This window comes from Bacillus arachidis (genome assembly GCF_030285945.1).
Classification (GTDB): domain Bacteria; phylum Bacillota; class Bacilli; order Bacillales; family Bacillaceae_G; genus Bacillus_A; species Bacillus_A arachidis.
Window position 1 is genome coordinate 4648363 of record NZ_CP127376.1, and the last position, 22923, is coordinate 4671285.

A 22923-nucleotide genomic window follows, 5' to 3' on the forward strand; every position below is an offset into this window, starting at 1 on the left:
TTCTGCCTACCTCCACAATAAAAAAACGTTGTTTCGAAAATACCGCATAATTGTTTCATAAATGTATCATTTAATCGCTTTCAATTTTTTTATACCTTCCATGTACCTTGGTAATAACAATGTGATAACTACCAGTGTTCCCATTTCCTCACTACTTTCAATTCGCATACTTCCACCCTGCTTGTTCATAATCTCCTGACAAATGAACAAGCCATATCCATTTCCATAACTAGAGGAGAGTACTTTCCCTTTTGGAGAACGATTCCATTCTGCAAGTATCGCTTCATCTATACCAATTCCATCATCATGGATAAGAATTTTCGCCTCATGTTCATTTTTCGCGACATTTATCCTCATTTTCGTAGCATCACTATATTTAATTGCATTATCAAACACATTCAAGAAAATTTGCTTCGTCTTATCAAAATCAGCAACTACATTCACTTCAGATAATTCATTTATAACTTCTATTTCATATTGCTGAAGACGAGGCTTCACAATCGAAATTGCTTCTTCCGCAATTTGTTTTATATCTACAATCGTCGGAGAGACTTCAAACGTACTCGTCCCATACTTTGAAGATTGTAGCAACTCCTCAACGAGTGATAATAGACGCTGACTTTCAATCGAAACATAATGAAGGCTTTCTTCTACATCTCGTGCAGATTGCAATTTTGGAATTAAATCTACATATCCAATAATTGCAGTAAGCGGTGTTTTCAGCTCATGCGTAATTCGGTCTAAGAAATCCTTCTGCTTCTCTTTCTCTTCCTTTAGCTGCGTCATATGAAGTTCAATTGCATCAGCCATCGCATTGAAAGACGCTGATAACTGGGCGATTTCTACATATTCATTTAGCTCAATTTTACTTTTATAATCCCCATTTGCAAGCCGCTTTGCCATTTGTCTTAACTGATCAATTGGCTTATGAAGAGATTTCGCTAAACGAATCGCAAAGAAAATGCCGCCGGCTACTAAACAAATCGATGTAATGAGAAATGTCCAGCTCACATTCGTTAAAACTTCTTTCTCATCTTGTAATTCGTTAATAAAGCGAATTGCCCCAATAACATCGCTTCCATGATAAACGGGACTCGAAAATAAAAGAAGTGGTGCTGGGTCACCATTTTCAAATACATATGCCTTCTTTCCTCGTAACGACTGGTCAATATCTATATTCTTATGAAGCAAAGCTCCTTTCTCTGTATCCGCAACGACGTCTCCATTCTTCCCAATCATCTGCACACGGACATCCATCCGCTTTGCTAAATAAGAAGCAATCAAAAGCGAATTCGGCCCTAGCGTCTCCACTTCTTCTTCCTTCTCTAAATAGTTCATCGTGTAAATTTGCGCTTCTACACTTAATTTCTCTAAAGAACCTGCCGCGTTATGATACATATTCTTTTCTAATGCAATGTAAACAACCGTATAAAGAAGAAACAAAATTGGAATCAATAACCCTACTATACCAAGTACCATATTTCGTTTTAACGACATCTTATCACCTTTTAACAATCTAACTTATAGCCGACGCCATAAATCGTCTTAATATGTTCTCCGCTTGCTCCAAGCTTCTTCCGAAGGCGCTGCACCATAATATCAACTGCTCTCGTATTTCCGCTATACTCAAAGCCCCACACTTTCTCCAATAGCTCATCACGCATAAACACGCGATGCGGATGTGAAGCAAATAACTGACATAAATTGAACTCACGATACGTTAAATCAATTTCTTCTCCATTGACATGTACTTTCCGTTCCTTCGGATAAATAACCAATTCACCAGCACGGATCATTTCATATCGTTGCAAAGTTTCTTTCTTCGTCGTGCGCCGCGCCATATTCTTCACCCGAAGAATCAGTTCTGCATAATTGAATGGCTTCGTTACATAATCATCAGCACCAAGCTGCAGTCCGAGCAGCTTATCATTCATCTGGCTCTTCGCCGTTAACATAAGTACTGGAATATCTCGGTCCTTCTCCCTAAAGAGCCGAAGCAGCTCATAACCATCCGTATCTGGAAGCATCACATCTAAAATCAATACATCGGGCTGCTCGTCCCATCTTTGCAAAGCCTCTTTTCCATCAGCTGCAGTTAGTACTTCATATCCTTCCATCTCTAGCTGCATACGAATTAAATTGCGAATGCTCGATTCATCATCGACTACGAGTATTTTCATGATTCTCCTCCTTTCGCAGTACATTTTAGTATAGCAAATATCCTATACAAAAAAAGAGTGCACTATCGAACATATGTTGAACGACAATACACTCTTTTTTATTATTTTACTTTGCATACCCATTCGGCTTACTTTGATGCCAATTCCACGCATGCTCAATAATTGTTTTCATATCTATATATTGCGGATTCCAGCCTAATTTTTCCTTTGCTTTTTGAGAAGATGCAACAAGGCGTGCTGGGTCTCCAGCTCTTCTTGGCGCAACTTCCGCTGGAATTTCATGCTTTGTTACTTCGCGAACTGCTTCAACAATTTCTTTTACACTAAATCCGTTACCGTTCCCTAAATTATAAAAGTCGCTGTCCCCGCCATTTTGTAAATCCTGAAGTCCAAGGAAATGAGCAGCTACTAAATCATCCACATGAATATAATCACGAATACATGTACCATCTGGTGTATTGTAATCATCACCAAACATCATGATTTTCTCACGTTGCCCTAAAGCAACTTGCAATACAAGCGGAATTAAATGCGTTTCAGGACGATGATCCTCACCAATCATACCACTTGGCGTTGCACCAGCTACATTAAAGTATCTAAAGACCTTATATTTCAAATGAGAAGCTTGGCTATACCAATGCAACATTTTTTCAATCGCTAATTTTGTTTCTCCATATGTGTTCGTAGGGTTTGTTGGTGTTTCTTCTGAAATTAACTCAACATCTACATCGCCATATGTTGCGGCAGTTGATGAGAAGATAAACTTATCAATCTTAAATTCTTCCATTACCTCTAGTAAACATAGTGCACCATATACGTTGTTATTATAATATTGTAGCGGCTTTTCCATACTTACACCGACTAAAGAATCCGCTGCAAAATGCATCACTGCGTCAATTGTTTCTTGCTTAAAAACGTTTCTTAAGAAATCTTTATCACGAAGATCACCCTTATAAAACTTCACGCCTTCTGTAATTGCATCTTCATGACCTGTTTGCAAGTTATCAATTACGATTACAGATTGTTCCTCATCAACTAACTTTTTCACCGCGTGAGAACCAATATAACCAGCTCCGCCACAAACTAAAATAGAACTCATATTTTTCCACCTAACTTTTTATAAATTATTTCACAGCACTTTTTGGCCTATAAAATATAGCTTATCTACTTTTATTTTATATAGCAAGATAAATTCCAATTATTGCATGCCATTACTATCCGGCTAAAACAGCGAGCTTTTCTTCTACCTTCTGTAAATCCTCTACAGAATCAATTTCAAAACTATCATTGCTATCGATTTCGTACAAATGAACATTTAAATCTTGAATGTTATCTTTTACAATATTGTCCCAGTACAGTTCACTGAAATTTCCCTGATCTACTGCTTCTTCTAGTTTTTTCACAATATGGACACCATCTTCTTTCGACCAATAGGAAATACCACATAAGATGTAATCATCATCACCGTCACCAATTTCAATATCATATACTTTACGATTTTCATCATACTTAATAATCCATTCATTACGGAAATCTTCTTTCTTCGCACTAAAATATAAAGATGACGCTGGGTTCTCTATAAAAATATTACGGTGTAAATAAACATCTGCATCCATTACATATGCATCTTGTAAATATTCACGAACTACATACATTGTATAAATATTGTTATATACATCATACTTGTCATTGTGTACAAGCTTCACATTATACTTATGGGCAAGATAGTCGAATTTCTCTGCTAAGTAACCTGTAACGACAATAATTTCTTGGACGCCGATTTCTTGTAAGTATTCAATTTGACGCTCTAACATCGGCTTGCCGTTTACCTCTACTAATGATTTGGGAGTCGTTAACGTTAATGGACGTAAACGTGTTCCCATACCTGCTGCTAATAAAATCGCTCTCACGTTACTTCACCTCTATATTTTTTCGCTTTCATAAATTCATTTATATCTGCAACCGTTAAAATTGCGCCTATAAGAATCGCAACACAACAAATAATTAACTTCCATGAAAAAGGTGACCCTAATACTAACATAGAAATGACAACCGCCCATGCAGAATACGTAATGTTAAGCGCCATTGCTTTTGTTGGTCCAATTTCATGAATTGCCTTATAGTAGAATACATAAGAAGCTGTTCCAACTAATGCAATCACAATAATTAAAATAAACTCACTGCTCATCACAACTTCTCTTGTTAAGAAATGTCCGCTCGCTACAGGTAAAATCACAAGTCCATATGTGACCGCTGAAACAAGCTGACGAATTTGCAAGGCCTCTTCTGGGGATACTTCTTCATCTTTCATACCGTACGCACAGATTACACACTCTAACCCCCAGCCAACGATACAAATCAGGACGAAAATAAATCCTAACATATAGTTTTCAGTCGCAAATCCGTCCCCTGTAAATCCAAGGATGATAATAAATGTAATACTAATAATAAGCCCAAACCAATTCCAGGGGCGAAGGCGATCCTTCAAAAACAAGAATGCAAAAAGTGCACCAACCGCTGGATATACCGCTGAAATCGCAGCTGTATAAGAAGCCCCGATATATTTTACAGCTAGTACATAAAACGTCATACCAACCGGCCCGCCCATAAGTGCTCCTAACATAACGAACCGTCCACTTCTCGTTTTCAGCTTAGAAAAAACCGTTCCCAGCTGCCCTTTTATCGCCATATATATCATCATCCATAACGCTGACATAAAGTCATGCAAAAATGTACTCACAAGCGGCGCAAGCAACACAACTTGTTCTGTTGCTAACATAAGTTGTGAAGATAAGATAATCCCAATCAATACCGTATCTACAGCCCAAGCAAAACCAGAAAAAACTCCATACAATATGCCTGTACTTTGCTTTTCTCTCATCTTCATACCTCACACGCTAACGCTAAAAAGAGCTGTAAGTTTTTCTTCGCACGATGATAGCGATCTATTCCATATGTTCCAAAATCACTGCCTGTACTTTCTTTAATCTTCGTCCAAATACTCCATAAGAAATCTTGGAAAATCTTATTCATCAATATTCTTTCTTTATAAGACTCTTCCACTGATCCATTAAAATAGTAACTTAAAAACAGTTCCTCATCCTCTAAAGAAAAATCACATTCTAAGCTATGTGCGGCGATATCCCACATCGGATCGTTCATGCCCCCATATTCCCAATCAATTAAATACACTTTGTCTTCGCCGCTCTTAACAAAGTTTTCAGGAACGGTATCATTATGACAAGGCGCGAGCGCAACATCCATCGCCTCATACATATCCTTTAATTGCATTATTTTGCTCTTCACTTCGACATAATCATCGAAGTTAGAACCGTTTACTTTATTTAATAACCCTTCATAATGCTCGACTTTTTCAAATACATTAAAAACGTTATTCATCACGATATCCGAACTGTGTAATTTCTTTAATATATTTGCTGTTAATATCATATTGTCACTGCGTTTTGCCGTTTTTGGATTTAATGTTTCTGCGTTTGGAATGAGTTTCGCTAACTTCACACCTGTTTCTGCATTAAAGTATAAAAGTTCCGCATCGATCCCTAAATCGCTTGCTAAATTAGCCGTTTCCATTTCATCACGGCGGCTAATCATCTCTTCCGTACCGCTTCCTGGAATACGTAATACATATTCCTCTCCGCCTGCCATTACTTTGAAATTCGTATTCGTCATACCACCAAATGACTGAATATCTGTAACTTGCTCTTCTGAAATAGAAAGCGCCTCTAAAACATATCTTTTAATTTGTCTTTCTTTAAACTCTGCTTCTTTCTTCACTAAGCGAGGATATATTTTATTTTTCACAACTTCATACTGCTTCGTTGTATCAATCTCTGCCCATACAACATCCGATAACTTTGCATAACCGACGTCATACAACCTTGCCGCATCAAGAAGTAAATATTCATAGTTCACATATGGATTTTGATTATGACGGAATGTTGCTAACATGTTCATGAACACTTCATACGAGATTTTAGAAATCCCAACCATCTCACCATCAATACGATTTAACTGATGAATATCTTTTGAAATTTTATAAAGATAGCCATCCTGGAGCTCAACAAACGCTTCATCACCAGATCCACTCTCATTTGTAATCAACACACAGTCCGGTTCTGGATGATGTAACACTTTAATAAGAGCCTTCTCTTCGATTAAAATATCATCTTCAATTAATAAGAAATCATCTGTAATAAGCTCTTGAACCTCCGCTAGTGATGCCATTGATCCCGTCCACTTATACTTCGGATTTTCCACAAAATGCACATTATAACGGCCTGACCAACCTTCAAACTGCTCCTTCTTATAGCCAACTACCACTACAATCTTTTCAATCCCATTATTTTTAAGAATTTCTAAACTACGATCTAGCAACAGCTTTTCCCCAACCGTTAATAAACCAGATGGCTTCCCAAAATCATGGCGCTTCCCAGCCGCAAGAACAACAGCTTGCGTAACCTTCTTTCCCTCTTTACGATGAACTCTAATCTTCTTCCCTTGGTGCGCCACTAACTCCTGGCGCATATATTCAAAGCCTTTCTTATACAAATAATAATTCATGTACTTTCCTGACTTCTCGCTATAAATATATTGATTCTTTGCCAAATCATTCATAATATAATTCACTTTACCAACAGATATATTGCAGTGCTCTGCAATCTTTTTTTGGTTTATCTGTGGATTTTGATTAATAACTTCTAATACATTTAATACTTGCTGTGTAGCGCCCCTCTCCATAACCCCATCCATCCATTCATTTTTTGAACACATCATACCATTTACAGAGAATAATGTAAATATTTCGTAAATTTAATGTGTAGTTTGTAAATCCTATTGTATTTTTACATAACGTCAAAAAAGCCTAATTTCCCATACATTTCACAGGATCATTAGGCTTCTTACTATACTCACTGCTATTTTGTTAACTCTAAATGAGCTTTTAATTTATTAGACAAATCTTGACGATCCTTCTCTGGTACAAAGTAATACCATATACCATCTTGCTTGTGACCATCACCAGGGATTTGAACTTCCTCTTTCTTATTCATCGCAGACTTATAATTGCTTTGAAGATCCCACATTTGATCCTGGGTTAAATTCGTTTTTACGTTTTTCTCAACTGCCTCTAACATCGTACCAAGTTTTGTAATGGACGATATATTAGCTCCTTTACTAATAACCGCTTCAAGCACTTGACGCTGACGCATTTGACGACCGAAATCACCGCGTGCATCCTGCTTACGCATACGTGTATACTTCAGAGCTTGTTCACCATTTAAATGAATGTTTCCTTTCTCAAATGACATCCCTTCAAGTGTGAACGCGATATCATTATACACATCAACTCCCCCAACAGCATCTACAATATCACGGAATCCTTCCATATTTACTTCAATATAATAATCGATTGGAATATCTAAAAAGTTTTCAACCGTCTTCACAGACATATCAATTCCGCCAAATGCATACGCATGGTTGATTTTATCCTTCTTCCCTTTACCAACAATCTCCGTATATGTATCACGAGGAATACTTACGATTTTCATTGAACTATCTTTCGGATTTAGTGTTAATAACATAATCGAATCCGAACGCCCTTTATCTGCCCCGCGCTCATCTGCCCCTAATAATAAAATAGAAACAGGTTGTTTACTTCCTAACTTTACATCAGTAGGTCGCTTCTCAGAATGATCTCGTTCAAGCGGGGTATACACTTTGTTTATTGTCCCCGAAACGGATGAGTACAAGTAATAAGCATAGCCTCCTCCCGCAATGACAAGAACGCCAATAATACCAAGTATCCAAAATAGAATTTTCTTCATTGTGTAACCTTCTTTCTTGAATCAGCTTTATAGGTTTGTAAGGAATAAAGTACTAAGTCACATTATACATGTGAAGTTACCCATCAAATTATACTTTATTTCATAATTAAAACCCATATATTTTCTCATATAGCCTCTTATCTTTTTACTCCCTAATATAAATAAGGCCCCACTGCTCAAATAACAATGGGGCTATATTCTATTTTCACTATAAACAAAAAAGAAACTTCTGCTCGAAGTTTCCGATATCACCCATATATATCTACTGAATATTTCACATCAAAAATTGCTTTCCTAACAGATAACGAAATAACTCTTTCTTTTCCCAGTTGAATTATATGCTCTATTTCACATATATAGACTGTACCTCTTGATAGCCATTTTTATTATTTGACTGCCATCTCCAAGAATCTACACACATTTCTTCAATCCCACGCTTTGCTTCCCATCCTAATTCTCGCTTCGCTTTAGATACATCCGCAAAACATACAGCAACGTCTCCAGGTCTGCGTTCTGCAATTTTATATGGAACCGCCTTTCCTGAAACTTTCTCGAATGCTTGCACCATCTCTAGCACACTATAACCAGTACCTGTACCAAGATTATACGCATCTACTCCTGTTGTATGCAGTACTTTTTCAAGAGCCTTCACATGCCCATTCGCAAGATCCACAACGTGAATATAATCACGGACACCTGTACCATCTTTTGTTGGATAGTCATTTCCAAATACACTTAATTCTTTTAACTTACCAACTGCTACTTGCGTTACATATGGCATTAAGTTATTGGGAATTCCATTTGGATCTTCCCCAATACGTCCACTTTCATGTGCACCAAATGGATTGAAATACCGAAGTAATGCCATACTCCACTCTGAATCAGCTACAACTACATCATGCATCATTTGTTCAATCATCAACTTTGTTTGACCGTATGGATTTGTTGCACTTAAAGGGAACTCTTCTGTAATTGGTGATTTCTCAGGAATACCATACACCGTTGCTGATGAACTAAAAATCATTTTCTTTACATTGTGCTTCTGCATAACATCACATAATACTAATGTACTTGTAATGTTGTTGTGATAATACTTAAGCGGAATTGCTACTGATTCACCCACCGCTTTGAAACCAGCGAAATGAATCACTGCCTCAATCGTATTTTCTTTAAAAATCATATCAATTGCTTCTCGATTCAAAAGGTCTTCTTTATAGAATTTAAATTGTTTTCCTGTTATTTCTTTTACTCGATTTAATGATTCTACTGAGCTATTAGAAAGATTATCAACTACTATAATTTCATAACCATGATTCAATAATTCCACACATGTATGACTACCAATATACCCTGCTCCACCTGTTACAAGTATGGCCATGATGAAAACCTCCTAAATTTATTTACTAGCTTTTCATTACATATTTTTATGAACGCTGAACAGGATCAGTTCCAAATGTATTTATCCATATATCTCCTGTTTTTGTATTACATTAAAAAAGTCCAATTGCACGAACGACAATTGGGCTTTCTTTAAGCTATGATTGTCTCTCTAAATCCGGCTTAGATACAAGCTTCGTATACACAATAAAATGATCCGGCGCATCGCCAATATACTCAAATGGATAACATGTTGTTAACGTCAACGTCTCATAATCAGTTGGCACGATAATCATCTCGTCATTCGATCCCGTAATTTTGAAATCTGTTATTTCATAAACAACCTCACCATACGATTTGCTTCGTTAACTCCCAACCGAAAAAGGCAACAATCCCAAGACCAAACAAAATAATAGAAACGGGAATCCTAATAATTACCCATCTCCATTTTGACTTACGCTTATGTACTTTCTTTCGCTTTTCCATAGGGTGTATTATGCTTGTTCTACTTTACGAGCTAATCATACTGCTGGAACTAGCGCAGCTGCACTTGAAAGAAGTTCACTCACTCGTGCAGCATTTGCCTTAACTTAAGCTTGCTCTTGATTAGTCAAGCTCGTCTTTTGTAAATATGCATATAAATAGTCCACGCGATCAAGGTTTAAAGTTTTCAATGAATTTACAAGCTTTTGTGAAGCTTCTTTTCTATTCGTTTCTGCATTTGCTGCCGTTGCAGCAAATGCGTTTAAACCAAGAGCAAGTGCAACGACTAATGAACTTTTTTTATAACACTTTTGAAACTCATGGTTATTTCTCCTTTTTATAACAATTTAACAATTTAACTATTTAAATATATCACAAGCAATCCTTAGTAGGATAACTTAACCATAATTTTTTAAAATGGACATCTTACATAAAATCTAAGAACTAAACATTTTTTGATATGAAAGTGGCTGATTCTCATAACCGTTCAGATGATTACTATACCATTTCCAAGCTGAATAAAGAGCTTCATCAATTGAATACCTTATACTTTGGTTTCCATCCTAATTATGTACATATCTTTTTACCAAATATAAAAAGTGAATGATCCGTATCTCTTATAAAATCATTAAATATCGCATTCATCTTTTCACCTGTTGTTTTCTCACACACTTGAATCAATTCATATTCTGAAGTTTCCACACCATGGCCTACATGATAAATTTCGTTTATTTTATATAGCTTTCTAATAAACTATGTAGTGCTAGCACATGTGCTTTCACTACATCCATGACATGGACATATTCACCTACCGCACTACCACCTTTGTACCATAGCCACCATCTATTATAAAACTCGCCTCTTGTTGTTTTACCATATGCAATAAAACATTCGGTACAATATGTGTTTCTGGACGATGGTCTTCACCTATTGTTCTATCTGTATGAGCGCCTATAGCATTGTGATAACAAAGAGACATATAACGTAAATCATATGCCTTATAAAAATCTTCTAAAGCCTATTCAATAATAAGGTTAGAATTCCCATGAAAAACAACTGGGAATGGGACATATGTGTTTCCTGCACTCGATCTTTATAAGGCATACCGTGAACTGATATAAATGATGAAAAAACAAAATGTATAATTTGATATCTGATCATCATTTTTAAAACTTGAAAAGTCGCTACAGCATTACTTGTAACAGAATGACTTGACTAACACGATAAATCAAACTCGTTATGACAAAAACAAACTGCATGACAGCTTCAATACTATAACGCAAGAATACTGTCTCTAAATCAGCACTATTATGAAAGTTACCTTTTTCAAAAATAATCACCCTACCCTAAATTATAAAATTCATTTCTAATTATGCATCCGTTGCAAATTTAACATCTTAATAGTGTGATAATAAAATTTTAATTGCTCAAGTTACAAATAAACTCGCCCTTTTTTCATTAGAAAAGGAGACAAATGAGGATAGTCCTTTTCATTCATCTCCTAGAATAAAGAATATCTATTCTTTTTTATCACCAAGCGCGAATGTAACCTCAGCTTCACAAGCAATTTCACCATTTACAGTTGCAACTGCTTTCCCTTTTCCAATTGGTCCACGTACACGTGTCATTTCCACTTCTAAACGAAGTTGGTCACCCGGACGTACTTGACGCTTGAAGCGGCAGTTGTCAATACCAGCAAAGAATGCGAGGCGCCCACGATTCTCCTCTTTTTTTAATACCGCAACAGCACCCACCTGCGCTAATGCTTCTACAATTAGCACACCTGGCATCACAGGATAATCTGGAAAGTGTCCATTAAAGTATTCCTCATTTGCCGTTACATTTTTAATCCCAACCGCACGCTTTCCTTCTTCTACTTCTAGAATTTGATCAACAAGTAAGAATGGATAACGATGTGGAATAATTTCTTTAATCTGCCCTATATCTAGCATATTACTCTCTCCTCATATATCAAATTGGTCATACCACCAACATACTGTCCTTATTATCCCATTCTCTATTGTTTTTGTCACGAAAAACAAGAAATGCTTTCTACTCAAAATATCTATTAGAACTATTCATACAAAAAAGATACACCCTTTTCCCTTCGCTAAAATCGGTATAACAAAATAATAGCAATTCACACGGAGGTTGGAAAAAGGGTGTATATCAAAGTTAGGGAAAGGCAATATACATTATTTGCCTTATGTGTCGTATTCATAGCTCATTATAAAGGACAAAAATAAGAAAGAAAAATTTAATATTTACTGATTTTTACCATTATGACCTTAATTTTCTACAAATTTCTACAAATTTCTTCATTTTTCTTATATTATCTTAAATGTTATATCTAGAAATTAAGATTCGCAATCTAGAACACTATACTTTATAAAAAATGCATCTTTATGGATTAGCCTTTAATAACAGTTCTATAAAATATTATCACAAACGGGATGTTTATTACATAAATATCCAATACTGCATATAAATTCTTTTAAATCTATTTAGCAATACATAAAAATAAAATATAATTAATAAGAAATTGTGGCTTTTTCTTGTTTATCTGTTAAATAAAATAAAATTCCTTATGCCTTTGGGATTCTTTTTTATTTTTTACACTTTACTCATATAGATAATTGTATAAGTATTAGTTATAAAATCAATAAATTGTATTACCGTTTTTAAGAGCTCTTGTGCTAATGAGATTACGCCATCTACAAATTTTAAGATCGCCATTTCTATTTCTAAAACATCCATTTTTTATTATATTTAAATACTATTAATATCCATCTTCATAGTAGCAATATTCATTATACTGTTCTTTGGTTGATTCTGATTTCCACTATTTTCATCATAATAATCTTTTGCCTCATTTAAAAAAGCATTCCAACCATTACGTTTAATCATAATTGCTGGAGAGCTTTTCCCACTCCAATACTGGTGTTTTTTTACATAATCTAGAGGTATATTTAATTCTTTCATTTAAACAGCTTATAATAAATATTCTTATGAAATTCTAGTTATCCTTAAAAGAGAATTATATAGAAAAATCTCATTATCTAAAATGAAAATAGAAGAGACCCCTTGTCCTAAAAACAAGGGGTCTCGCTGCTTTTTGTTATATGGTATAAATAAAATCAGGTTCCATGTTCAATCATAACACGAATATTTATACATGTATATAGATGGTATATTAATAATTACAAAAAGTATTTTCACTTTTATACTGTACACATAATTAAATTGAGCTTATATTTCCATAAAAAGACCAGCACACAAATACCAATTATCCCCTAAATCATAAATAATCAAATTGTGTTACCGGTCCAAAAAAAGTAAAGGCAGTGTATTCCTTAAGATTATAAAAAATAATTGTAACTGGCCATATTTAAATGTTTATCTTAGCCTGTTGACCAAGTAGGCTACTAAACAACCCACTTTTATCTTTTGCTAATTGAGTAAAACCACCACTTTGAATAATTTGCCCTTGATCCATTACAATCACTTGATCAGCTTTACGTATAGTAGATAATCTGTGTGCAATGACAATAATTGTCATGCTTCCTTTCAATCTTTCCAATGCTTCTTGTATTTTCGCCTCATTTTCAGCATCCAACGCACTTGTTGCCTCATCTAATACTAAAATAGAAGGTTTCCGAAGTATCGCTCTCGCAAGAACAAGTCGTTGCCGTTCCCCTCCTGAGAGTTTAACCCCCCTATCGCCGATAAGTGTATCCAATCCCTGTGGAAGCCTACTGACAAACTCAGCAGAAGCGGAAAAATCCAATGCCTCCCAGATTTGCTCTTCATTCGCATCTGGCTCAACCATTCTCAAATTATCCCTTATACTAGCATTGAATAGAAATGGATCTTGAGAAACATAGCTAATTGATTTCCTCAATGACAATAGATTTTTACTCGTTAACGGTTTATTATCTATTAATAATTGACCGCTCTCTGGCTGAAGAAGCCCCATTACAATATCGATCAATGTACTTTTTCCAGCGCCAGAACGCCCTGAGATGGCCGTCATACAATTGGATGGAATACTCAAATTGATATTTTTCAGGGCATATATAGAATCCTGTTTATTGTAACGGAAAGAGATATTGCGGCACTCAATAGATTGCTCTATCTGAATAGGCTTCAAAAAATTATAATTTTGTTCTACATCTTGCAATTCTATACTTTTCTTACATTCTTCCTGTAAGTCCAGCAAAGCTTTAAAGGCAGGCAGATTCGCTGCAATTTGCTCCATATTGGATTGTATACCTGAAAATCGCGGCCACAATCGAGAAAATATAAGAATAATTAATAATAATTGCTCAGTCTGTGTCCGGAACAACTTGACCGATAGCAGAATCAGGAGGGCTATGGAAATCGCTGATGCGATCTTATAAAAAAGCTGGGAATTATTTCTCACCTTAATATATGCAAGCTGTTCACGTTCCACATCTTCCGTCCAATTACGTAGCCACATATAACGAGATTGTTCTAGGAGGTTACTCTTTATATCCTTAATCCCATTAAAATGATCCGTTATGCCTGCAAGATAAGCTTTTGAATTCTCTGAGGTCCGGCCACCTAACCGTTTCGATTTCTTAATAAATCTTCGGGAAAAAAAGGCAAGCACTACACCGCAACATAGTACAAAGAGTGTTATATCTGCGGATAACCAAAAAGCAAGGCCAATCTGTATGAATGTGAAAATCAACGAAGTAAGCAATTGTAAAAATAAGTTAGTACCTGCACTAACACGCCCTAATTCCGTTGTTAAAGAGTTAATAAGATCCGACTTTCTTTTTTTCACAAAAAAACTCCAATTGGCCTGCAACAATCCACGATACGTTTCCAGTCTCAAGTGATTAATAAAACGTATCTGAATTTTCGCATTGCGAATCGTTATATTACTTTGCAAAACAGCTTGTCCCACAACCAATACGATATAGATCCCTAATACAAATGGTAACCCTAAAGTTGCCGGAAAATCACTTAAAAATCCCAAAGCTCCTGAAAGTGGGCTTGCTTTTTCGTTCATATTCGCAATCCCGCTAATACTTAGCATAGGGATTAATAATAAAATACCGATTCCTTCTACAAGACTGACAGATACCATTCCCAAGAGATTAATAATGAGAATGTTTCCAGTAAAAGAGTATAACTGCTTTGTAAAGTATAAAATATTTCTCATTTTTACATCTCCTTATGGTATCTCGTTTTCCTCCAAGCCCATAAAACTGGTCGCAAAGGAAAATACAAAACATGCAATTGTTTTGGTAGTGGTAAAGTTTCCACATCCTGAGGATAAGGGTATAACCAGCTAAGATGAAACAGTAGCTTTTGAGAGCTTGTTTTTAACAAATATAAATATCGCTCATGATATTTTGAAACTTCTTCTGGAACGGGATCTGTATGCAAGTTAATCATATTTTCCAAGTAATATATAGCAAGCTGCGCTAACTGCTTTACTCTTCTCCCTGACATTAATACTTTTGCCTCTTCTTCTATTATAAGAGTATCTAAAAGCTCGGAAGATAAAATAAGTGCCTGACCTACTAACTGCTTGCATCCATATCTTTTCAACAGAACAGTAAGTTCTTTCCAATCTATTTCTTGCCTTACCATACGGTCAATGTCTGTTAACCATCGAAGCCTGGACCAACCATGCCTAGCCCCATGAGTCACAAGAAACATAAACAAATCCTCTCTACCTAGAAAATAGACAGGATAATTCGTAATAGGGCTCATTCTTTTTCGTCCCCACAATTCATCAAAGTTTTGTTCCTTTCCAGGGCCTGGTTGTAGACGCCAATGAATCTCCAATTTTACCTTACTCATTGGATGCATATAAGTTGTATGATGGCGTCTCCACTTCCATTCATTCATAACTGTTGGAAAATCTTCCTCTTTGACATAACCATTCTTTACAAGTATTTCATTTACTTTTTCAAGATCATCTATAGGAACAAGAGCGTCCAGATCCCCAGATGTTCTAAGAGAAATATCTCCATATAAATCTACCCCAAGAATAGGGCCTTTCAAAAATAGGAGCCGGAGCTGATTTTCGGCAAATAATTTGCCTATCTTTCCCATTTCTCCACTTAAATGAAGCATATGAAATGTATTCCTTTTAAAGTATGTACTTAACACTTGTACAACATGCGAAGGAATGAGTTGATTATCGATATTCTTCATTTTTGTATAAATGAAGGCATACATGCGATGATGCAGCGCCAATTTCAGAAATTTGTTCCAATCAATATCGATAAACCAATCTTTTGGGATTGTTTGTATCTCTTTATCTTCCTTCTTTATAATTTCAAGTAACAATTTTAGTTCTTTAGGCAAATGGCTCAAATCAAGATTACAACCGGTATCCATCTCATTCTCCTTCAAGATTTTTTTACCCTATCCTTTTTGCAAATTTACTAACAACAGTAAATCTCTTCATTTCTTCTACGCCAGTAATATAAAAGGGCCCGCTACGTAACCACGCATGGGCAATCATATTTCCTGTCTCATCTTTCGCAGTCCCCAAGTAAAGGGTGCTTTCAATTTGACGCTTCTCCAACATTTTCATTGCAGCGATAGCTTTAACAAGACATTGGCTTTCCCAAAATGTATAACGACTCATCATATGCACTGCTTGAGAAATTTTCCTTAACGTAATCTTTTCCGACTCATCATAGCTTAAAGACGTTTCTGCCATATGAATTCCTAATATAGGAGCAGCTTTAGAAAACGGTATACTTTTAAGAATACGGGCCCAACCTAAATAAAAGAAAGCTTCTATAAGTAATAATTTTGTTCTCATATCGAACGATAAGAAAGCTTTTGCTTTATTTATGATATTCATCGATCCTACTCCTAATCTATTAAATCTGAAACATTCAGCTATAAATCAATTTTTATCCCCAACCAAGATTAATCCTTCTGCATACAAGTGATTCAAGAAAGAGAGTACTTGTTCCTGACATTCTGCCTCTTCAATCATATATCGGGACATTAATATATTGACCAATTGATTAACTGATATCAATTCATTTATTAACTCCCAAATTTCACCGCCTATCCCTCCTAAATTGTAGTATTTTCCATTATGGATGCTCATCATCACTTTCTCTCCATCCATATCACTCACTACATTTTCTTGACCCTGTACGATAAAACTGTTTAATGAAATTTTTTTGTTAGTAATCATTATTTTTCCTCCTCTTTTAAAGACTCTAGGACTGTGGATACTAAATCATGCGCCGTAAACTTTGAAATAGGGCGCCCTAATTGAAACATCTCCACCTTATTTACAATGTTTGTAGAGTTCATAAAATGCCATTCCATCATCCCCAATCGTGGGATTAATGAATTTCGATATGTATGACGTAGCAATGTACGTAACCTTTCTAGTCCTTCAATACGTTGAATTTCAACATTCTCATTTTCCGTTTTCACCAATTCAAATACACCCGCAAGCGGTAACGGCTCATTGAAGAAGCTTGACGACACTGGTACAGCATATTTGGTCTCTCTTTCAAATAAAGGCTGATAATGCGTTGTTTCCATTCCAAATTGATCGAGACTCTCTTTCCATAACTTTTGTTGTGGATAAGAGGGTGTAACAAAAGGAATATTATCCTCAGAAAGAGATACCGCAATTACATCATCACTTAAAAGTTGATATCCCTTGCTCAAGAGAGCTGATGCAAGAGTTGACTTTCCAGCTCCCGATCTTCCTACAAAAGCATATACCTTCCCATTGATGGCTATTGCACTTCCATGCAAGGGAAGTATTTTTCTTTGCATCAATAATGCGCCCATGCAAGTTCCAAGAATATAAAGCCTAATCTTATCTTGGTCAGATCCTTCCATAGGTGAAACGATAATTTTTTCTCCATTTTGAATACAAAACGTGGCAGTTTCGGGGATTTGAAACATAACTAATTCTTCTTCGACTACGAATGCTGACTTTTTGGAGGATAACTCCTTCCATAACTTGGACAAATCTGCAGTTTCGATTCTGACGTCTACTTCATTTTCATAATTGTTTAATTGAGGCAATTCCGGCAGAGGAATCTCACTTAATAGGGTTAATCCGAAGGCTTTGTAAACCACTTTCTTTACAGTATGTATCATCTTTCTCACTCCACCTAGTTGAAAAATTGATTAGAAAAAACCCTTATACCGTTGTTAAACTATATAAGGGCTGTAAAGCATATAAATCTCATTTAAATATTAGTGCATTAGCTGTGGCTAAGTGTGCCTTGCTCATCCTCATCTTCAAACACTTGGTCAACAATTCGTTTTCCAGGTCCAGCCATTGTCATGTTGATATCAAGCACTTCTAATACTGGTGATTGCCATTCTTGTTTCATAGTCTCACCTCCCTTCAAATAAATTTCTTGATAAATCGATAAACGATAAGACTGCGCATTAAAATTCTAAAATCAGGATCAAACACGTTTTCTGGCTGTGGTTCTCCTTGAATTTTCAAAATCGCACTCTTAATGATTTCCATATTAAAAAAGTTAGAAGCTACAGGATCTGCGCTAAGCTGTTTTAGTTCCTCGATAAACATTTTCCATGAAGGAATCATGCGATGAATCACATCGGCAGCCTGTATCCCTCGCACACGTTGATTCAACCTTACTTTGTCAGGAAGCAATCCCTTTGTAGATCTTCGGATAAGTGCCCGATTTAAGCCATTTTGAACAAATTGTTCGAGTGGTAGAGATAAACAAAATCGAATTACTCGTAAGTCATTCGTCGGATCATGCCCCTGCAAGCCATAGCGCAAGGAAAGTTTTGTACCACTTGTACCAGTGGTATTCCATAAATTTAACTGCTCAAAATGTTTCTGCCTTATTTCGTATATGTTAGGTATAGAAGCCCCCGTTACTTTAACACCATGTTCCTCCAGTTTGTTGAATACATCAGTACGTTTTGCAAGTTCTGGATTGACTAACGTCGGCAACTCATATTGCTGTTGTGGAGAGAACATGTTATTTATAGATGGGTATGCCTTCTTTCCTACGACTTTCAGTATTCGTGACTTTTTGACTCCAATACTTTTACCGTATAAATCGATTTCATGATAAAGTTGGAACCATTTGAACCTTTTAAGTAAAACTGCATAATAATCTAGAGCTGGTCCCCAAGAGATGGTAAAATTCCCCCTCGCTCCATTTAAGAGCACTCCAACTCCTTGTTGCTGGGCTTTTTCATAAATTCCCTTTACCCAAATAGAATTTTCAAAGAATTTATAGGGCATTTCCATAATATCAAGCCAATCATCAATTTCAGAGAATGAATTTCTCCCTGGGAAATTCAAATAATGATCCGTAATATTCCCTACATGCTGTACTGTAGATTGGATAAACGGCTTCTCATCTGCAACCATATGACTACGAGTCCAATCAATAAATCCTTCTGCAGGTACAGAGCTGTATGTATATAATTTTTTATTTTCCTTTTGCAAGGCTCTTGCAGCAAAGCTAGCAACAGCACCTGAATCTAATCCTCCACTTAAATGGGAACCAACATTACGGTGCGTACGCAATCTTGATGTCACTGCACTTTCAAATACGTCCCGGAATGCCTCTTCATACTCTTGATTTGATTTAAGATGCAACTTCTCTCCTACAAATAACACGTCATATTTCGAAATACTAACTTTTCCATCGACTACAGAAATAGTATGAGAAGGAGGTACTTGTTCTATATTTTTATGGACTGTAGAAAAAGCATCTATCGTATCAAGCATATTAGGTATCGCTAAATATTCAGCTAACCACTGCTCATTTAAATCCTTCCCGACGTAAGGTAAGGAAAATAGTGGTCCTATGCTGGTACAAAAGGCAAATTGATTTTGATTACGGAAGAAGTAAAATGTTCTGCTTCCCGAAAAATCACGCGCACCAAAAAGTAAGCGTTTTCTTTCATCCCAAATCATAAAAGCAAAATCGCCAATCAAATATTTCGGCGCATCTTCCCCCCACTTTTGATAAGCCAATAAAATCAGCTTACTGTCAGGCATTTCCCTTCTAAGTGCCTGTTCCACTTGTAATCTATCAAATAATTCATCGCGATTATCAATAATAGCATCAGCCGTTATGACCAATTGCTTTTCATAATCATAATAAGGTAATTGTTCGTTGATAGATTGGGGCGTTATCCATTTCATATGGGCACCCAAAAAAATATTTTCCTTGTGCCACGTATTGGTACTATCGGCTGGATAACGAGATAAAGCTAACATGATTCCATTGCTATGCTCAAACGGTATGGGTTCCCTATTTAAATGATAAATTCCAGTTATTGCGCTCATTTCTTTCCTCCCGCTTCGAAACAAGTAAGGGCAAACCCGATAAATAAGATAATTACCAGATATATCAATAAAACGTTATTTATATACCGGAAAAATCCTTTCTCAAACTACCGTGTTTCCGCATAACAGATTTTAAAGTTGAAATTTTCAGGCTATCTACCTTATAAATAAACCCTCGCCTTCTAATTTTGATATTCAAAAAAAGAACAAGGGTATAATTTTCTTATTTTCGCTAAAAAGTATTATGTATTTGTTTGTTGATTCAAATAAAAATAGATAAATTTAATATATCAATAAAGCATTTATATTCTTTATAAAGAATATAAACCCAGGTTATCATTTCACTATTGTATTGTCAAGTATCTATATACTCCAAATATTAAATGTTAACCCCTCTTTTTTGGATAATTAAAAAATGAATAATAAAATTATATCTTGCAAATAAATGACTTTATCTCCATATTTTTCATTTTTTTGATATTAACATAATTTTTGTGCTATGATATTTTATATAGTTTAGTATAAACATGCTAATTAAAAAAACATATTTTATATTCCTCTGCTGCTTTAATAGAAGCAGCCATGTCATTCAACATAGCTGTTTCTTTATAATTGAACAAAAGGCAAGTAACTTTCTATAGTTATACCATTTTTACTAAGGAGGTCATATAATATGCGTTCACCACTGATAATGCTAGCCAAAAACATAATTCGTATTTACCACAAAATTATGTACGCTTACTATTTCGCTCTCTATAGGGATTGCCTTGACTTTCATTCAAAAGAGGTTTATTTCCACAAAATGAAATTTCACAAAAACCGAACTAAATTAGATATTGAATCCTCCTAGTCCATTAACCTATATCCTGTTAAAATTCTCTTATTGTTTCTTTTTATATACCAACATTTGTTTTCAACGCATTTTTGATACATGTAATAACTCTTGTCTGATCTTTTTCTGTCATACCTGATCCAGATGGAAGACAGAATCCAGTTTCAAATAATTTTCTAGCAATATCTTCGCAATCACTATGAGGGTAATAAGTTGTTCCTTTAAATAGGGGTTGCATGTGAAGAGGCTTCCAAACAGGGCGTGCCTCAATATTTTCATTTTCCAGGTGTTTCAGTAATTCCTGAATCGATACTCCTGTTTTTTCTTCATCTATAGTAAGAACTGTAAGCCATCGATTCGAATAAGTATCTTCTAACTCAGGCATAAACTGTACACCTGGAATATGAGATAATTCTTGATAGTATCTATCAAATATTTTTCTTCTTGCCTGTACCCTATCTTGGAGAATTTGCAACTGCGCTCTACCTATACCTGCCAAAACATTACTCATTCGATAGTTATATCCTATTACACTGTGTTGATAATGTGGGGCAGGATCTCTTGCCTGAGTAGCTAAAAACCTTGCTTTTCTTAATGCCTCAACATCATTAGATACAAGCATTCCTCCACCTGAGGTTGTAATGATTTTATTTCCGTTAAACGAATAAATCCCAAACTTCCCAAATGTTCCACTCGCCTTACCTTTGTAGTAAGAGCCAAGTGATTCTGCTGCATCCTCAATTATTGGAACTTCATATTTATTACATAATGAGAGAATTTCATCCATTTTAGCACTTTGTCCATATAGATTTACAACAATTACCGCCTTTGGCAGCATTCCCTTTTCCTTTGCATTATGCAATGCACATTCTAAAGCTTGTGGTGACATATTCCATGTTTCAGGCTCTGAATCAATAAACACCGGTGTAGCACCTAAATATAAAATTGGATTTGCACTTGCTATAAAAGTAAGACTTGAACAAAATACCGTATCACCATCTTTTACATCCAATAAACGCAGCGCTAAATGAATAGCAGAGGTTCCTGAACTAACTGCAGCTGCATCACGAACTCCCACGTGAGATGAAAGCTCGCTTTCAAATGCATCCACATTTGGACCAAGTGGAGCGATCCAATTCATATCAAATGCTTCTTTTATATATTCTTGTTCATTACCGCTCATATGTGGGGCGGAGAGATAGATTCTTGTTTTTTCCTGTGAATATACCACTTTAAACACCATCCTACAGTTCTTTTTTTATTACTCTAGCTGGAACGCCCACTGCTGTACAATTTGCTGCAATATCACAGATTACTGTTGCCCCGGCACCGATAACGGACCAGTCACCAATTGTAATATTGGGAATTACATTAGCTCCTACTCCTATATGTACTCCTGTTCCTACAGTAACAGATCCCGTAAGCACAGCATTTGGGGAAATATGTGCAAAATCTTTTACCCTATTATCATGTTCAATAATAGCGCCTGAATTAACAATAACGTGATTCCCAATTTCAACATCTGCATTAACAATTGCACCTGGCATAATAACCGTACCAGCTCCAATCTTTGCACTTAAACTAACGATAGCTTGCTTATGTATAAGCGTCACATAACGATGACTGGGAATCTCTAACTGCTCCATAATTCGTTTTCGTGTTCTGTTATTTCCTATAGCTACCACGAACCTTACATCTGTATGTTCATTCATTAATTTTCCAGCTGCAGAAATAGGTCCAAAATATACGCCATCCTCAACTCTTAATTGTTCATACGTATCATCTAATCGACCAATAATTTCATAATTCCCATATGATGATAGTATAATATCTTGGATAACCTTACTATGACCACCTGCCCCAATCATGATTATTTGCATTCATTTC

General features: G+C 35.7%; 20 protein-coding genes and 1 pseudogene. All 21 read right to left on the reverse strand.

From position 1 onward, the window contains the following. Positions 1 to 66: 66 nt before the first annotated feature. A complete protein-coding gene (locus tag QRY57_RS25670) occupies positions 67 to 1497 on the reverse strand; it encodes a HAMP domain-containing sensor histidine kinase (RefSeq protein ID WP_090694404.1) in 1431 nt (476 codons plus the stop codon). Between the two features lie 11 nt (positions 1498 to 1508). Continuing rightward, on the reverse strand, positions 1509 to 2180 hold the full coding sequence (locus tag QRY57_RS25675) for a response regulator transcription factor (protein ID WP_026591934.1): 672 nt from the start codon (positions 2178 to 2180) through the stop codon (positions 1509 to 1511). 106 nt (positions 2181 to 2286) lie between these two features. Continuing rightward, positions 2287 to 3279, reverse strand: coding sequence for a UDP-glucose 4-epimerase GalE (gene galE / locus QRY57_RS25680; RefSeq protein ID WP_208016566.1), 993 nt, complete (start codon positions 3277 to 3279; stop codon positions 2287 to 2289). Positions 3280 to 3394: 115 nt separating this feature from the next. Continuing rightward, positions 3395 to 4090, reverse strand: coding sequence for an NTP transferase domain-containing protein (locus QRY57_RS25685; RefSeq protein ID WP_286016444.1), 696 nt, complete (start codon positions 4088 to 4090; stop codon positions 3395 to 3397). Next, a complete protein-coding gene (locus QRY57_RS25690) occupies positions 4087 to 5061 on the reverse strand; it encodes a DMT family transporter (RefSeq protein WP_026591931.1) in 975 nt (324 codons plus the stop codon). Before QRY57_RS25690 ends, QRY57_RS25685 begins: the two co-directional genes overlap by 4 nt. Positions 5062 to 5063: 2 nt before the next feature. Then, positions 5064 to 6938 carry a phosphocholine cytidylyltransferase/choline kinase family protein gene (locus QRY57_RS25695; RefSeq protein WP_286016445.1) on the reverse strand — a complete coding sequence of 625 codons (1875 nt, stop codon included), beginning with the start codon at positions 6936 to 6938 and terminating at the stop codon, positions 5064 to 5066. 176 nt (positions 6939 to 7114) lie between these two features. Further along, entirely contained in the window at positions 7115 to 8023 is a 909-nt protein-coding gene (gene tagU, locus QRY57_RS25700) for a polyisoprenyl-teichoic acid--peptidoglycan teichoic acid transferase TagU (protein ID WP_286016446.1), read from the reverse strand. Positions 8024 to 8366: 343 nt separating this feature from the next. Next, entirely contained in the window at positions 8367 to 9401 is a 1035-nt protein-coding gene (gene galE, locus QRY57_RS25705; RefSeq protein ID WP_286016447.1) for a UDP-glucose 4-epimerase GalE, read from the reverse strand. Between the two features lie 157 nt (positions 9402 to 9558). Then, a pseudogene (locus QRY57_RS25710) lies at positions 9559 to 9886 on the reverse strand (sortase domain-containing protein). 805 nt (positions 9887 to 10691) lie between these two features. Continuing rightward, on the reverse strand, positions 10692 to 10862 hold the full coding sequence (locus QRY57_RS25715; protein WP_286016448.1) for a hypothetical protein: 171 nt from the start codon (positions 10860 to 10862) through the stop codon (positions 10692 to 10694). Between the two features lie 538 nt (positions 10863 to 11400). Continuing rightward, positions 11401 to 11835, reverse strand: a complete 435-nt coding sequence (fabZ, locus tag QRY57_RS25720; RefSeq protein WP_026591926.1) for a 3-hydroxyacyl-ACP dehydratase FabZ — start codon at positions 11833 to 11835, stop codon at positions 11401 to 11403. 817 nt (positions 11836 to 12652) lie between these two features. After that, positions 12653 to 12865, reverse strand: a complete 213-nt coding sequence (locus QRY57_RS25725) for a hypothetical protein (protein WP_286017946.1) — start codon at positions 12863 to 12865, stop codon at positions 12653 to 12655. 406 nt (positions 12866 to 13271) lie between these two features. After that, complete coding sequence (locus QRY57_RS25730) at positions 13272 to 15074, reverse strand: ABC transporter ATP-binding protein (RefSeq protein ID WP_286016449.1); 1803 nt, start codon at positions 15072 to 15074, stop codon at positions 13272 to 13274. A 2-nt stretch (positions 15075 to 15076) separates the two neighbouring features. Further along, positions 15077 to 16264, reverse strand: coding sequence for a nucleotidyltransferase domain-containing protein (locus tag QRY57_RS25735; RefSeq protein WP_286016450.1), 1188 nt, complete (start codon positions 16262 to 16264; stop codon positions 15077 to 15079). Between the two features lie 22 nt (positions 16265 to 16286). Continuing rightward, on the reverse strand, positions 16287 to 16739 hold the full coding sequence (locus QRY57_RS25740) for a lasso peptide biosynthesis B2 protein (protein ID WP_286016451.1): 453 nt from the start codon (positions 16737 to 16739) through the stop codon (positions 16287 to 16289). A gap of 45 nt (positions 16740 to 16784) precedes the next feature. Beyond that, a complete protein-coding gene (locus tag QRY57_RS25745) occupies positions 16785 to 17084 on the reverse strand; it encodes a lasso peptide biosynthesis PqqD family chaperone (RefSeq protein ID WP_090694384.1) in 300 nt (99 codons plus the stop codon). Then, a complete protein-coding gene (locus QRY57_RS25750) occupies positions 17084 to 18013 on the reverse strand; it encodes an aldolase (protein ID WP_286016452.1) in 930 nt (309 codons plus the stop codon). The genes QRY57_RS25745 and QRY57_RS25750 overlap by 1 nt, the downstream gene beginning before the upstream one ends. A gap of 107 nt (positions 18014 to 18120) precedes the next feature. After that, positions 18121 to 18252, reverse strand: a complete 132-nt coding sequence (locus QRY57_RS25755; RefSeq protein WP_026591919.1) for a paeninodin family lasso peptide — start codon at positions 18250 to 18252, stop codon at positions 18121 to 18123. A gap of 14 nt (positions 18253 to 18266) precedes the next feature. Next, positions 18267 to 20204, reverse strand: a complete 1938-nt coding sequence (locus QRY57_RS25760) for an asparagine synthase-related protein (protein WP_286016453.1) — start codon at positions 20202 to 20204, stop codon at positions 18267 to 18269. 893 nt (positions 20205 to 21097) lie between these two features. After that, complete coding sequence (locus QRY57_RS25765; RefSeq protein ID WP_286016454.1) at positions 21098 to 22267, reverse strand: DegT/DnrJ/EryC1/StrS family aminotransferase; 1170 nt, start codon at positions 22265 to 22267, stop codon at positions 21098 to 21100. Positions 22268 to 22280: 13 nt separating this feature from the next. After that, a complete protein-coding gene (locus tag QRY57_RS25770; protein WP_286016455.1) occupies positions 22281 to 22916 on the reverse strand; it encodes an acetyltransferase in 636 nt (211 codons plus the stop codon). Positions 22917 to 22923: the final 7 nt, after the last annotated feature.